The following is a 13,995-nucleotide window of genomic DNA, read 5'->3' on the forward strand; positions in this document are numbered from 1 at the left end:
TTCTGGTGGCGCGCAACGGGCGCCTTGGCCTTGGCGCTCCAGGTAGGGTGGTAATGGCTAAGTTCGCGCTGTTGTTTATCTTACTCTTCCTGTGGGGTATCTGGGCCGCCATCTGGCAGCATAGTGCTTTTGCCTTTGTATTGTATGAGTTGCTGTATTTTCTCAATCCGGTGGACCGCTGGTGGGGCAGTCAATTACCAGGCATCAGCTATTCGTTTGTGGCTTCGGTGCTGATGCTCGGCATTCTCGCCTTGCGTTACAGAGCCTTATCTCCCAAGAGCCCTTGGGCAGCGCATCCGGCGCTCAGGTGGATGGCTCTGGTTCTTGCATCCTATTATCTGACTCACCTCTGGGCCAGGCTCCCCGAGGCTCACGATACTTTCACTTTCATTTTAGCTAAGTTGGTGATCATCATCTTCGTTGCTTACAAGCTGCTGGATAGCGAGAAAGCCCTCGACTACGCAATCTGGGGATACGTTGTTGGCTGTGCCTATATTGGTTATCTGGCGACAATTACGGGGCGCAATTCCGGTGACCGCCTGGAGGGAATAGATCTCCCTCAAAGCGGCGACGCCAACGCGGTTGCGGCGGCATTGGTGCCCGCTTGTAGCATTCTGCTTTACATGGTTTGGGTAAGCGGTCGAAAAGTCAAAATACTCTGCGTTGTTTTCGGTGCCCTTATTGCCAATGCGCTAGTGCTCCTCAATAGCCGGGGTGCCTTTCTTGGCACTTTGAGCAGTGCGGGTCTGTTCGCAGTTTTCATGATCTTTTCCCGCTACCGACAAAAAGGCCAGCGGGCCCTTGCGGTAGTTGTGGTTATTATGGCGATGGGAGGAGGGCTGTACGTCGCGGATGATACTTTCTGGGAGAGAATGGGAACCCTGGAAAACCTGGAAAGCGAAAAGAGTGGCTCGGGGCGGATTAAATACTGGCTTGCGGCGGTGGAAATGACCGTAGAACACCCACTGGGCATGGGTGTTAGTGGTTTTAATTCCCTGGCGTCTCTTTACCTGACTGACGAAGAGCGTTTAGGCACCGAGTTCCGGTCTGTTCACTCGCTCTGGTTTCAGGGGCTCACGGAAATTGGCTGGCACGGCCTTGCGTTCTTCCTGTTTATGTTATGGGGGGTGTACCGGATATCCAGGCTGGCGCGCAAGCGATTACTTGAAGTCGGAGAAAGGACAACCTATTTCAAGCTGCTGGCACTGGAGTGTGCACTCTTTGGCTTTCTGGTGGCCGGTACGTTTATCAACCAGTTTCGAGCCGAGATACTTTACTGGATGATTCTGTTAGTGGCAGTGGCAGGTAAATTGTACTACCTGCAACCACTTGCTGCGGAACAGCCAAAGAAAACGAAAGCCAGCTCGAAACTCTCACCGCGCGGATGACCATGAGCAACCAGCCCATTGATAACAAGCAGGCCCAGCGCATACTCCATATCACCTTCAACATGGGGTTCGGCGGCACTGAGCAGGTCATACGCCAGTTGGTGCTGCACCTGCCGAAAGACCAGTTCCATAACGAAGTCCTCTGTATCGATGGCGATGTAGGCGAGATCGGCCAGCGGCTTGAGGCAGAACAGGGTATTACCATCCACACGCTCACGCGCCAGCCGGGGCTGGACTGGCGCCTGGCGCTGAACATCCGCCGCCATATCAAACAAGGTGGTTTCACCATCGTCCACTGCCACCAGTACACCCCCTGGTTCTATGGCTGGCTGGGTAGCCTCGGTAGTGACGCAAAGCTAGTTTTTACCGAACACGGGCGATTTCATCCCGACAGGCACCGCCGCAAGGCATGGCTGGTCAATAAATTGATGGCCAGAACGACTGACGCAATCGTTGCCATCTCCAAGGCCACGCGGGATGCGTTGATCGAGTATGAATTTTTACCGGCCAACAAAATCCAAGTCATCTATAACGGGATAGAGCCGTTATCATCTGGTACGGAGGCAGGTCAGGCTGTAAGAAAATCACTAGGGATACCAGTTGAGGGATTTGTAGCTGGAACGGTGGCAAGGCTGGACCCAGTCAAAAACCAGGCCATGATGATACATGCCCTGCACGATATGGGCGAAAAACGACCGACAGTATTTCTGCTCCTGGTGGGAGATGGCCCGGCCAGAAATGATCTGGAAGAACTGGTGAAGCAGCTTGGGTTAGAGGGTCGTGTCCTTTTTACGGGCTTTCAGAAGCAACCCGACCTCTATTTGGCTGCGATGGACGTTTTTCTTCTAACCTCCGATACCGAAGGCACCTCTATGACATTACTTGAGAGCATGAGCCTTGCGAAACCCTGCGTTGCTACAGCCGTAGGGGGAAATCCGGAAATTGTGACGCAGAATGAGACCGGGTTTCTGGTCGAGGCGGGAGACAGTCAAGGGCTCGTAGAAAAACTTGAGCTTCTGAGAACTCAGCCACTGGTAAGACAGGCGATGGCAGAAGCCGCGCATCAGCGTTTCCTATCCTCTTTTTCGATAGAAAAGATGGTGACAGCTTATCAGGCTCTTTACGAGCCGATGGGCAGGGGCTGAAATATGGGCTCAATCCGTACGGCTATTATATTCTCGACCCTGACCCGATTTTCCATGCGTTTCATCGGTATGGCTTCCACCATCGCCATCGCCAGATTGCTTACACCTGAAGAGATAGGTATCTACGCGATTGCCAGCGCTCTCGTCATGTTACTGATGGAAATCAGGCTGTTGGGCGCAGGTAATTTTCTTGTGAGGGAGTCTGAAGTTGATGACGATTGCGTTCGTTCGGCACTGGGCCTTACCGTTCTCATTTGCGGCACGCTGGGGCTGGCGATTCTGGCCGCCAGCATACCCGTGGCGGATTTTTACGGGATAAGCGATCTGGCACCGATCTTCGCGATACTCTCCATCAGTTTTTTTGTTGCCCCGTATATCAGCATACCCATTGCTTTGCTGTCGCGTGAATTGGCCTTTGGTGTTCAGTTTTATGTCCGCGTTGCCGCTTCAATCGTCAACGCCGTAGCAGGGATAAGCCTTATTCTGCTCGGCTATAGCTATTTTTCCCTTGCTATAGCGCAAACACTGAGTGCATTAACCCAGTTTGTTATCCTACTCTGGATAAGGCCCGAGGGAATGCGGTATGTCCCTCGATTCAAAGGCATGAAACCAATTGCTCGGTTCGGCATTTTTACTTCACTGGCTCATTTGGTAAAGAAAGCGCAGGTGGCGTTGCCAGATATGATTATCGGTAAAATGGGTACGACCGCCCAAGTTGGGATGTTTTCCCGGGGCCTTGGATTTGTCCAATTTCTGTCTCAAACCGTGTTTAGCAGTATTCAGCCCGTCGTTCTGCCATACATGGCCAAAAGCCGCCGCGAAGCCGGAAGGGTACGAGAAGCCTATTTGAAAGCCAGTGTGCTGACCGGTGCCATACTGATTCCGGTACTAGGTGTTGCAAGCCTGTCTAGCTTACCTGCGATAAGATTCATGTTTGGCGACCAGTGGGATGCGGCTGCTCCAGTGGCAGCCTGGCTCGCGATATGGGCCATGTTGCGCAGCGTGCACTGGTTTGCGAGTGACATGCTGATGGCGATTGGGCGAGAGGGCCTGATGCTGGTGCGGGAGAGCCTGACGTTTGTTTTGTTGATTCCCACCATCATATTCCTTTACCCCGGCGGACTGGAATCGATCGCAAAAGGCTTTGTCCTCGTTGGGGTGGTCGACTTGCTGATAACTACGCTTGTAGTCAATCAGATACTCCGTATTGGGCTCCGGGATTTTGTGCGAGCCTGGCTAAGCACTCTGGTGGTGCTGGCTTGTTGTTTGGGCGTGACGCTGATGGTTCTGGCGGTCTTTCCTGCAGCGACAAACCCGGCCTGGCTAGTGATCGGCGTGGAGGCTCTGGTGCTACCGCCGGTGTGGCTGGGTATGTTGATGCTGACCCGGAACCCTCTCTATTTTGAAATACGCCTCGGCTATCAAAAAATCAGAAGAAAAAAATAGGACGCCGGTTAATCGTCGAACCAGTGCTCGGTCCGAATTGAAAAGGTATTCGCAAGCTGCTGGCTATCTTCCCGGTAGAAATCCATCAACTGCTGGCGTTGCTCAGGCTTCAGTACTGGTTTCTGTATAGGTGCAGCCCCCCAATTGGCAACAGCGGTAAAAAGCTTCTTGAATCGAAATGGGAGATTTCTCTGTTCGATGTAAGCATGGTAAAAACGCAGCACCATCAGACCAAACGCGTTTTTACGATAAATCATACCTGCTGCATTGTGTGTCTTTCCAGTCACTTCCTCTGTCGAAAACTCCGGTACGCCGAGGAAGCGATATAAATCCTGAACGACCTGATTGGTATCTGATTTGATGTGATCAAATGAAATAACCATGAGTTGCTCTTTCGGAAATACGCGCAGATATTCACTGAGCTGGTAATAGTAACGCCCTTGCCAGGCAAAGGTTTCTTTTTCAAGGTCCTGGAATGTTTCATCAAATTGGCGGGTTTCGTGGCCCGCTTTTGTGCGCTGGAGGAAGTGTGATACGTAACGCTCCAGTGGGTTTCTCACAACATAAACCAGGCGCATCTCCGGATTGTATGCTGCAATTCTAGCCGCAACATCAGGCGAATAGGGGTAGGTGGTGTAGGAGGTAGAGGCCTCGCCAATAGCTATAAGATTTTCTCTTTTTGGAAATCTATTGCTATACCAACTCACACCCTTTTTCTCATAAGCAGGACGAGAAAAAAAATTAAGTTCCTTGACGGGCGACATGCCTATCTGTGGATGAGCATCCAAGTACTGAAACAAGCTTGTAGTGCCAGATCTTGCGGCACCAATCACAATAAAGTTCGGTATTTTTTTCATTTAAATGCAATTCCAAATACTGTGTCTTTTTAGAGACTTAGAAATCCTACATTGCTAAATGTAGGATAATATAATGATGTTATTTAATCGAGATAACGATTAATAAGGTCTAATTCAGCAGGTTTCAGCTTATCTCTTACGTGCGTTTTTAGGTGGTCAAGTTCTTCCATGCTGATCTTCGATTGATGAAACTTGAAATCATCTGGATTCTTCTTAGTCATCGCTCCACCTCCAGCAGCTTGATTAACTGAATACTTCTCCACACTAGCCGAGGCATTACTATCCCAAGCGCTTGCAACACCTTCTGCGTCAAAATTATTTCCATTAATTCTGGATAGCTGCAAAAAACTAAGGAGGTTATACATTTCCGAGGGTTTTTTTACAAAATCTTCGTAATAGAAAACTGCCTTATTTTCCGAGTATGATTGAACGAAAAAGCGTATATTTGAAAGATAAACATCAAACTTGGAGTAGTCCTTATCTGCTGTTCTTACAAAGCTCTCCCGATAATCCCGCAATAACAGTACAATAATATCGTTTTTAGTAGATTTAGGGTTTATCCTCTCCCAGGCAACTCCTTTTTTCTTGCCCCTTAACGGCAGGAATTTCTGTAAACCGTTACCTTTTAGATCGCTGGAGCCCAGTGGGTCGTGTGAGCGTATAAAGCACGCTTGCTCTTGGGTTTCTGGCGAGATCAGAAGTTCCTTTCCTGGAGTGCGTAAGCCTGCGTGATATTCAATGTTATATCGTAACCAGTTCAGGCCGCTTCTTTGAGTTGAAACAATTATTCTCTTCATTGTGTTACACCCTTGTCAAATACATCCCGTCAAAAAAATGATGCTCTGAGAATGCTTGAATAATATGGTGTGGCAGACTGGCCGTCGCGTTCAGCCTAGGATAACTTTTCGCTTGGCTCGTAAAAGAGTGAAGAAAGCGCGTAAGAACGGGCTTGACGGCCACTCCATACAGATCATCAGTTCGTGTTGATGGGTCAGAGCACTCAAGAACGTGAGCGGGCGTGCGGCCCGATTGAGTATGGTGATCCGGTCGGGGATTTCCTCCATGATGGTTTCAAGCGGGCCGATCACGAGCACCCGACCAGTAAACTCGCCTCTCATCAGCTGCGATAGGGTTTCGTTCGTTGATATCAGTTCCTGCATCTTACCGGTCATGGGGGTGACAGGTTTTGCATTCGTGCCGAGGAGTGTCTCACAGAGACGAGGCTTTACGTCTGTCAGTCCGGGTTGCTCATCATAAAAAAATGTGTGGTTGCTGATCAGGGTTTTCAAAAACCACCAGAAATCCGGATTGTCATGAGGCTGCCATAAGGCATCCAGTGCCCGGTGAATCAGTGCATCAAGGCTAGTTTTGTTATCCAGGTCCAGCGTGAATCCTTTTCGGTCATAAATTGATTGGCCCAGCGCTACTACAGGCTTGTTCTGAAGCAGGGCTTCCAGCCCCACTGTGGAGTTAATAACCACAACCAGGTCCGTCACTGGCAAGAGGGATTGTAGTGACAGATCCCAACAGCATCGCACATCAGACGCGCTGCATAGTGCTTCGATCCTGTCCCGTCGGGATCGATCTTCCGGGTGGGGCTTCACAACCAACTGAGCGCCCGTGCCACCCAGCACGGAGGTGACCGAGCGGATAAGTTCTTCCATCGACTTGAAGTAGGGCGAATTGTTCTGGATGTTGCTATCACTTTCAATTTGTAAAGGTAGCAGGATCACTGGCTTCTCAGGTGAAAGGCCGAGCTGCGCCAAGACAGCCTCCCTATTTTTTTTCTGGCCGGTATTCACTATGGAGGCACCAGAGCTCCCAAGCTGCTGACAATAGGTCTTGAGGGCTTTAACCTCCGCCAGGGTAGGTTCTGTCGAGGCGTTTATTCGCCAATCAGTGCCGGCGATGGAGCTATCGTTATTCACACCGCTGTTATCAATGACCAGAGAGCCTGGAAGTAAGCCCCTTTCCATGTAAAAGGTTGGTATACCGAGCAAATCAGCCGACTCAGCCAGGGCCCCGGTTACAAGTAAGGATCCGTTCCAGGTAATTACAGAGTCTGCGTTGGCATCCCTCAGGAAGCCGCAGTAAGCCGAGATTAACTGCTGACGCTTCCAATCGTAGTAATGTCTGGTCGCCGTTCTCGTTGGGTGGGCAAGCGAAACGGGATCTTTTGGGGTATAGAGCCAGTTCAAATGAAGATCGATGGGGGGCTCATCAGATAATGGTGGAGCCGAATACGAGGCTGTTTTATCGATCGTATAAGTCATTAAAATTTCGTTGACGGTCAGGCTCTCATATCGATTTTCTAGCAGCCTGAGCTTGCCCGTCGCATCGGTAGTAACGACGAAAACGTTAGCCCTACACACGTTCTGGAGAAAGCACAACAATTGAGTTAGTAGGCTGATGTTTTTCTCGGAATGCCAAGTGAAAATTACAATATTTTTTCTAGGAGCCCGGTTCATTGTGACTTAACCTTTTATATGATGGTCAGAGTTTACTCATTAAAGGGTTCTTTTCCAAGAAAACGTATCTTAAACCCATCGATCAAGTTTGTATTAACCAAGAACAGCCATTTTTTAACAAGGTTATGTAATTTTGCCAAGGAATGTTCAAATGGGTATAACTTAGGATGGATATTAACGACACTATAGCCTAAGCGACTAAGAGTTGGTTTCGCAAGGGCCTCAAACTGCCTTACCTGACTTTTTGTCATCGAATCACGCCATTTATTATAGTTACTGGCTTTTGCCGATTTGGCGAGCTGGTCACGCTGTTCGATTGAGCACTCTTCATCCAGGAATTTGTAGATATTTTCTATTATTTCCTCTGGATTATTTAGTAGATCTTCATAATAAATTTTTAGTAGCTGCTCTTTGTTTTCAAGAATTTCGATAGTATTGGATTGGCGGTTAAGCTCGCTCCAGTATTCAGCGCAGGCGATTGTGTTAGATGGCCCCCAAGGCTTTTTAAGTAATGATAGAGCAACATCTCGACCGTCACGAATAATATAAATAAACTTTGCATCGGGGAAGAGTTTTGAAATTGTATCAACGCTCCCTAAGTAATGTGGAGTTTTATCACCCCACGAATTAGGAGTGGGTAAATTGGAGCGCTTTAATAGTAACTTGTCTACAATATTGCTATATGTGAAATCTGGTTGAATTTCGCGGTAAAACTCATCAATATCGAGTTTCAGCTTCCATTGCTGAACAGGTCTCTCGGAAAGAATATCATTCAATAACTTATTAAAATTGTGCCTTTTAGATAGGTCGCCATAATTTTCTATTATTAGATAATACTTCGTTATGAAGTGTGATTCTACTGGCCGTCCATAGCGAGTAAATCGTAGCAAGCCACTTAAAAATGTAGTTCCAGATCTTGGTGCACCTAGAATAAATATTTGATTCGTATCCATTGATTTCGTAAACTCATTTTTGTGGTCTCAATCGGCTCTCGCCAATATTGAGCGACTACCAGGGCAGCGCTAAAATTCCGTTAATTCTACAAGATAACTTTGCTCATTTACAGACTATTTTTTGACCTCGAAAACTACTGAATTCACGGTTAGAAATATTGTGGCTCGCTTCTTTCCTGCCTGGAAGTCGTACTCTTCATCAAACCATGGGCAGAGGAATACGGAATGGAAAATCACAGTTTTATAAAATTTGTCCCGGGAGTTTATGTCATTTATCTCTCGGTTCCGAAAGTGGCCAGCAGCTCGATCAGCTACGCGATGCTCAATACCCAGCCAACAGTCCAACCTGGAATGAGTGAACACAGTCCAGAGGGAAAAGCACTAACAAGTTGGAGGCCCGAAAAATCCCCGCATCCAGAACTACCGATCTTTACCTTTACGCGCCATCCTATTGAAAAATTTATTTCTTATTACAAAGATAAGTTTGTCCGAGCCAGGGGGCAAGGATTTGAACTGGATCATCTGAAAAAACTGAAATTTGATCCGGATATGTCCCTGGAGGAAGTTGTCCGTCATATGATGACGATACCGGTTGAAAAAATGGAGCATCATGGGCAGCCCCAACATCGAATACTGATCAAAAACGGGCGTTTGATTCCAGATTTCGTGGGGAAGGTCGAGGATATATCCAGCGAATGGCCGCTGGTCAGCGAAGTCTCTCTATGTAATTTCTCGATTGATCAGAAAAAAAATACCACGGATGGGCAAAGGGAACCCCTGGATTTGGCTGAGCCAGTAGTTTCTGCATTGGCCGAATATTACGCCCATGACTTCGAGATTTTTGGCTATGAGAAGCCAGTTAGCAAAGACAGATCAATAAAGGTTGTTCGGCCCAGACTCCGTTTGTCGGACGATCAAATCAGGGAAATTAAAGGTGAGATTGCAAAGCGTAGTGCAAGGTTTATCAGATTGGCGGACAGGTTGAAGAAAGATCCAGATTTCCGAGAGGAGTATCTTAGCTCCATGAAAACCGCATTCAACCGTTTTCAGGTTCATACAAATAGTACGAGTTCAAAAGCCGATCCTTACGTAATTGGTCTGATGAGGCGGATGAAACGAACGCTTATTAGATAGCTCCGTTGACCCCAAGTTTTCGTTCAAGAAAAAAATCACGTTGATCTAACAATATAGGGGCTTCGGTAGGCTCGCGAGCTGACAAAAAGCCCCTACGTTCTAACATTATTTCACGTTAGAGTTAGATACGCTTCACAGGATATCTTGAGGCATATGGGCTATTGTGGCAGCAGGTCACCTACATTGACAGATCTGAGGAAAGAAGTATGAGCGTCCAAATGAAACTTGGATCACGGAGACTGCTGAAAGCCGCATCTATTTGTGTCTTAATGGTCCCACCCCTCGCAAGCGGCGAATTGCTGTTTGAGGAAAACTTTGACAAGCAGTCAGATTGGCACAGCGGCATGGAAATTAACGATAGGGGAGGCTGGCCCCGGGGCGAAGGTCCTGATCAGGTGCAGTGCGTAGCGGATGGTCATATTTTACCGGAAGGCTGGGATTGTGCGCGGCAAGATCCCGCTTGGGCTCCTTCAGTCGGACATCCAGATCGTCACGAGAATATAGAGATTATCGCTCGCAATGCGGGTAGGGCTCGGGGAGGTTCTGGAAAGTCGTTGGTGATCTGGCGCGACTCCACCACAGGTCCAGAGCATAGGTGGAATTCGGATGGAATGTTTTCAAAGGTTTTAGGTAGTGGATATAACTCTTTGTATGTGAGGTTTTGGATCCGACTAAGTCCTGACTGGACACCATTTGGCGAAACTGGGATGACAAAACTTTTCCGTATGTCTAGCTATGATGGGGCGGGATCGCTTTATAAAGGTTTTGGTGATGGGAATAACTCTGCTATTTTTTTATGGGACTATGAGACCAGTAAGAATTACGGTGCAAGAAACAAGCTCGCATTTCGGGGCGACCCACAAGAGACTAATTATAAAATAAAGTATCCGGCTCCGATTGATCTCCCTCGTGGCTTCACTGGTAGTATGTCCTTAAACTTCACAGGGAATGTTATTGACCTTGACGGTGATGGTCAGCCCGATCAACAGATTACTGACTTGATTAATCTGCAAAGCGGCCGATCCATTGACCCAGAAGGTAAAGTGGTAACGCATGATGAATTGTGGGGCAATGAATGGCACAAAGTAGAGTTTTTCATTCAGATGAACTCCGAACCTGGAGCAATGGATGGTGTTGTTAAACAGTGGTTCGATGACCAATTGGTATTCTCGAATGAATCCTTCCCGTGGATGGGCTATGAGAGTAAAGGGGATATTTTGTGGAACGTTGTACATTTTGGCGGAAATAGTCATTTTCACGCTTATCCCGATTCGGTAAGGCGTGAGGAGTGGTACTCAATTGACGATATCGTTATTCGAACCGATCTTCCCGAGGCTCGGAAGAATGATTCTGTTAACTTTCTACCAAAACCGCCATCTGATATTGCTATAGAGTAAGCGCCACTAAATCAGAACTTGTATTCCAGCACCCTGATTTGAAGCACAGATTCTCTTATTCAATCAGGAGAGATATCAATATATAGTGCTCAACAAATTTCGGACAGACGCAAAATCGGCTGGCTGAACTTACCAATGGGTGTCTATATCCAATAGAAACAATGGGGTTGATCTGTCTCAGGGCTGGCCCAATTTTTTCCTTATACCTTTTAATAGACCGATACTGCGGCCTACCAGATAAAAGTTATCAATTAATAGTATCTTTGTTATTTCATCTAACGAGCTCATATGCCAAGCAGACCTTGTTATACGTTTCAAACTGAGGATGATTGCAGGCACTTGGCTGAAAGCTATCAGAAGAGCGGTAAAAAAATAGTTGGCTGTAAATATAGAAAATAGTGCGCTAGCCAAGCATCCAAGGAAGATCAAGGTTAGCCAGAATACTTTATCCTTCAGCGAATTTCTCAAATCAGGGATGTAGTTTTCAGAATGCCAAATCTGCCTTGTGACGAAGTCTCTCGGCGTTTCCGGACACCCTAAATGTGCTACAGAAAGCTCTGGAGAAATGATGACCTGCAGCCCGTTTGCAAGGGCTCGTTCGTATAAATCAGAGTCCTCTCCAGATGTCACGGTCTCGTTGAAAGCACCCAGTCGCACAACATCCACCTTCCACATGAAGATGGAGCTGCCTGCAAGCGAACGTTGCTGAGTCGTATCTCCTGCTTCGTTCAGTATCCAGTATTTCTCAACCCACTTAGCGTTTTTTCGAGGCCTTAATCCTCCACCAAAGGCGTGTTTCGGATTTTGTTCCAGAAGAGACACGCCTGTTTCTATCCAGTTCGGAGGCACCACGCAATCAGCGTCCGTGCATATGATGACCTCGCCCGAGGCGTATGCAATACCAAAGTTTCTCACGGTCCCAACGTTGCCATTTGGCTTGCTGAGGATCAGATCGGCGTACGCTGAGGCTATTTCTGACGTTCTGTCGGTTGATCCGTTGTCTACCAGAATAATCTCATAGCGATCCCGAGGATACGACTGATTTGCAAGAGAGGACAGGCTTGCTTCGATGTCCTGCTCTTCGTTAAAGGCAGGGATTATCACTGAACAGAACGGCCGATCACTCATTCGCTGTTACCTGGTAACGTGTTGTGAGTTGGGGCGCTAGATTTTGGACTATAGACTTTGTTTTCAAGTGATAAATGCTCCATTCAGAAGAGAATCCATTAATTTACTGGTAGACATTCTGAACGACCATTTTATATTTCCCGTTGGGTTCGGGTGGGATGTCATTGACGTATTCAACGTTGATTTTGAGCGATTCCCCTAACATCTTTCTAAGCTCCCAAATCATAAATTCCTCAGATTTTGGATTGAAATCTGACTTTTTTACGAGCTTTACAATGACAGCGTTAGGTTCATTCTGAATGATTTGAGCGTTTTTTATTCCTTCCAAATATTCGAACGCAATCGCTATTGCTGCAGTAGGAGCTTGGCGCCCTTCGTTTATGACGACGGCGCCGACCTTTCCATGAAGTTCCTTTAAAACGGAAGTTCCACGACCGCAGAGGCATGACTCTTCGGTTATCACTCCGAGGTCTCCAATTCTGTATCGAATTAGTGGCATTGCATCGTTTAGTAAGGTCGTTGCGATAAGTTCGCCTTTGCCGGTTGGAGTGATTTCTCCGGTCTCGGTTAATACTTCGAGTATTCCATATTCCGGTTCTATATGCATCGTGCCGTGTGCGCACTCTGATGCGAAGACGACCGACTCTGCCGATCCATACTGGTCGAAAACTCTGCACTGAAAGGCACTTTCTATAACTTTGCGATGGTGTTTGGAAAAATTCTCGGAACTTGTGCTGATGCCAGCGGGCGTGAATGAAAGAGTTAGCGAGTTATTAAGAATGTGCTCAGCGATGCGATAGACGCTAAACGGATAACCTTCAACAACCTTAGGTTTGAACTCGTTCAGCTTATCTACATAGAGTGGAAGATTAGCCTCTTCCATATGGTAAGAAGAAAAAAGAAGCTGTTTATCAGCAATATTGTACCGCCAAAAAGGGGGCAGGTTATTGTCGGGCTCCTGTAGTTTTCTCCCAACGAATGAAGCCTTACGGTCTCCAATATTGAAACCCATGTTGTCATAGAATAATTGCCAGAAAGAGTAGGTTTTCTGCCGTGTCATTTTCGAAATGTAGACTTTTAGAGGGCTTGCGGAGCTACCCCCCGTGTAGAGTGCTATCAAGTTGCTAACATCGAACTTACTCGATATAAATTGCTTAGTATTGTTAGCGACTTGTTGCCTGTCAAGTAGAGGGAAGAGAGAGAGGTCTGGCTGGTCTGAGCGTAAGTGCTGATAGGCAGGTACATTTCTGGTCGCGTTATCGAGGGTGGCTGTTAGAAGTTTTTTCTGAAGGGTATTGTTTTCCTGAAGCGTAAGGAATTTGTTGCCTCTGAGGTGTTTCAGAAAAACGCTATGTTCCCCTCCGTATCGTCTTTCACGCTCAATGTTTCCATAGATGCTCACCAGAACATTTTGGAGCCATACGGGAGAATATAGGTAGAGTTGCTCGGGTAGGTGGCTTTTCATCCTATGGTTCCTTGATGCTTTTGGATACCATCCGAAAAGCGGTTTCGGATGGTTCTTGAGGGGTTACCGGCGAGTATGTCGCCTTCCTTATCCGCAGCTTTACTTAATACGCTACCTGCGGCGACAATGCTGCCATCGGCCACCGCCGCCATAATTACTGCACTATTACCAATCCAGCAGTCAGCACCTATCCGGACTTTTTCAAAGGCGCCGCCCTGGTCCTGGATGAGCTTTTGATTGTCCTGGAATCCATGCTGACGACTTCCACTCAGAATATGAACGCCGCTGCCGATCAGAGTGTTTTCTCCGATGGAGCACATTCCGACATTACACTGGGGGCCGATATACACCCCTTTCGCGATACTGGTGTCACGGTGGGAAAGAATGGTCAAAAAACCCACTGAGATTTCGTCAGAGGTGGCCGGGCAGGCCAGATGGTAGAACGCCGCCCGAAGGTAGACTCCGCATTTACCGGGTATCAGGCTTAGACCCTGTGAGAACGACGTGAACACCCCGTCGGCATTGCCCAGCTGACTGAACAGCAGGCACAGCAAATACAGGGGGGTTGCGAGCGCCAGAAATACCGATTTTACGAGGCGTTTGAATACTCGCAT

The 13,995-nt window shown here is 47.5% G+C and carries 12 protein-coding genes; 5 read left to right on the plus strand and 7 right to left on the minus strand.

Annotated features, from left to right (window positions below):
• Nucleotides 1–53: 53 nt before the first annotated feature.
• From ACN0V1_RS05740 to ACN0V1_RS05750, 3 genes are read left to right on the plus strand one after another with little or no spacing between them, the layout of a single operon-like run.
• On the plus strand, nt 54–1,388 hold the full coding sequence (locus tag ACN0V1_RS05740; protein WP_417544096.1) for an O-antigen ligase family protein: 1,335 nt from the start codon (nt 54–56) through the stop codon (nt 1,386–1,388).
• Between the two features lie 2 nt (nt 1,389–1,390).
• Nucleotides 1,391–2,533, plus strand: coding sequence for a glycosyltransferase (locus tag ACN0V1_RS05745; RefSeq protein ID WP_417544097.1), 1,143 nt, complete (start codon nt 1,391–1,393; stop codon nt 2,531–2,533).
• A 3-nt stretch (nt 2,534–2,536) separates the two neighbouring features.
• Nucleotides 2,537–3,979, plus strand: coding sequence for an oligosaccharide flippase family protein (locus ACN0V1_RS05750; protein ID WP_417544098.1), 1,443 nt, complete (start codon nt 2,537–2,539; stop codon nt 3,977–3,979).
• An 8-nt stretch (nt 3,980–3,987) separates the two neighbouring features.
• Here the strand turns inward: ACN0V1_RS05750 and ACN0V1_RS05755 are convergent, their stop codons facing one another.
• The 4 genes from ACN0V1_RS05755 to ACN0V1_RS05770 form a co-directional block, all read right to left on the minus strand.
• The gene (locus tag ACN0V1_RS05755) at nt 3,988–4,836 is read right to left on the minus strand and encodes a sulfotransferase family protein (RefSeq protein ID WP_417544099.1); all 849 of its coding nucleotides are present in this window, start codon (nt 4,834–4,836) and stop codon (nt 3,988–3,990) included.
• An 83-nt stretch (nt 4,837–4,919) separates the two neighbouring features.
• Nucleotides 4,920–5,633 (minus strand): hypothetical protein, encoded by a 714-nt coding sequence (locus tag ACN0V1_RS05760; protein ID WP_417544100.1) that lies wholly within the window; start codon nt 5,631–5,633, stop codon nt 4,920–4,922.
• A gap of 90 nt (nt 5,634–5,723) precedes the next feature.
• Complete coding sequence (locus ACN0V1_RS05765; RefSeq protein ID WP_417544101.1) at nt 5,724–7,304, minus strand: hypothetical protein; 1,581 nt, start codon at nt 7,302–7,304, stop codon at nt 5,724–5,726.
• Nucleotides 7,305–7,336: 32 nt separating this feature from the next.
• On the minus strand, nt 7,337–8,257 hold the full coding sequence (locus ACN0V1_RS05770; protein ID WP_417544102.1) for a sulfotransferase family protein: 921 nt from the start codon (nt 8,255–8,257) through the stop codon (nt 7,337–7,339).
• A 225-nt stretch (nt 8,258–8,482) separates the two neighbouring features.
• Between ACN0V1_RS05770 and ACN0V1_RS05775 the strand changes: the two genes are divergently transcribed.
• Nucleotides 8,483–9,391, plus strand: coding sequence for a sulfotransferase family 2 domain-containing protein (locus ACN0V1_RS05775; RefSeq protein WP_417544103.1), 909 nt, complete (start codon nt 8,483–8,485; stop codon nt 9,389–9,391).
• Between the two features lie 206 nt (nt 9,392–9,597).
• Nucleotides 9,598–10,788, plus strand: a complete 1,191-nt coding sequence (locus ACN0V1_RS05780; protein ID WP_417544104.1) for a hypothetical protein — start codon at nt 9,598–9,600, stop codon at nt 10,786–10,788.
• A gap of 177 nt (nt 10,789–10,965) precedes the next feature.
• On the opposite strand, the gene ACN0V1_RS05785 is transcribed toward ACN0V1_RS05780, so the two are convergent.
• The 3 genes from ACN0V1_RS05785 to ACN0V1_RS05795 all read right to left on the minus strand — a co-directional run bounded on the left by ACN0V1_RS05785 (nt 10,966) and on the right by ACN0V1_RS05795 (nt 13,995).
• Nucleotides 10,966–11,916 carry a glycosyltransferase gene (locus ACN0V1_RS05785; protein WP_417544105.1) on the minus strand — a complete coding sequence of 317 codons (951 nt, stop codon included), beginning with the start codon at nt 11,914–11,916 and terminating at the stop codon, nt 10,966–10,968.
• A 103-nt stretch (nt 11,917–12,019) separates the two neighbouring features.
• Complete coding sequence (locus tag ACN0V1_RS05790; RefSeq protein WP_417544106.1) at nt 12,020–13,381, minus strand: hypothetical protein; 1,362 nt, start codon at nt 13,379–13,381, stop codon at nt 12,020–12,022.
• Nucleotides 13,378–13,995, minus strand: a complete 618-nt coding sequence (locus ACN0V1_RS05795; RefSeq protein WP_417544107.1) for an acyltransferase — start codon at nt 13,993–13,995, stop codon at nt 13,378–13,380. The genes ACN0V1_RS05790 and ACN0V1_RS05795 overlap by 4 nt, the downstream gene beginning before the upstream one ends.

Source organism: Marinobacter sp. (assembly GCF_048266785.1).
GTDB lineage: Bacteria > Pseudomonadota > Gammaproteobacteria > Pseudomonadales > Oleiphilaceae > Marinobacter.

Excerpts from the sequence above, each read along its gene's own strand:
- ACN0V1_RS05740 (WP_417544096.1), top strand. The coding sequence starts at position 54 with ATGGCTAAGTTCGCGCTGTTGTTTATCTTACTCTTCCTGTGGGGTATC.
- ACN0V1_RS05745 (WP_417544097.1), top strand. The coding sequence starts at position 1,391 with ATGAGCAACCAGCCCATTGATAACAAGCAGGCCCAGCGCATACTCCAT.
- ACN0V1_RS05750 (WP_417544098.1), top strand. The coding sequence starts at position 2,537 with ATGGGCTCAATCCGTACGGCTATTATATTCTCGACCCTGACCCGATTT.
- ACN0V1_RS05755 (WP_417544099.1), bottom strand. The coding sequence starts at position 4,836 with ATGAAAAAAATACCGAACTTTATTGTGATTGGTGCCGCAAGATCTGGC.
- ACN0V1_RS05760 (WP_417544100.1), bottom strand. The coding sequence starts at position 5,633 with ATGAAGAGAATAATTGTTTCAACTCAAAGAAGCGGCCTGAACTGGTTA.
- ACN0V1_RS05765 (WP_417544101.1), bottom strand. The coding sequence starts at position 7,304 with ATGAACCGGGCTCCTAGAAAAAATATTGTAATTTTCACTTGGCATTCC.
- ACN0V1_RS05770 (WP_417544102.1), bottom strand. The coding sequence starts at position 8,257 with ATGGATACGAATCAAATATTTATTCTAGGTGCACCAAGATCTGGAACT.
- ACN0V1_RS05775 (WP_417544103.1), top strand. The coding sequence starts at position 8,483 with ATGGAAAATCACAGTTTTATAAAATTTGTCCCGGGAGTTTATGTCATT.
- ACN0V1_RS05780 (WP_417544104.1), top strand. The coding sequence starts at position 9,598 with ATGAGCGTCCAAATGAAACTTGGATCACGGAGACTGCTGAAAGCCGCA.
- ACN0V1_RS05785 (WP_417544105.1), bottom strand. The coding sequence starts at position 11,916 with ATGAGTGATCGGCCGTTCTGTTCAGTGATAATCCCTGCCTTTAACGAA.
- ACN0V1_RS05790 (WP_417544106.1), bottom strand. The coding sequence starts at position 13,381 with ATGAAAAGCCACCTACCCGAGCAACTCTACCTATATTCTCCCGTATGG.
- ACN0V1_RS05795 (WP_417544107.1), bottom strand. The coding sequence starts at position 13,995 with ATGCGAGTATTCAAACGCCTCGTAAAATCGGTATTTCTGGCGCTCGCA.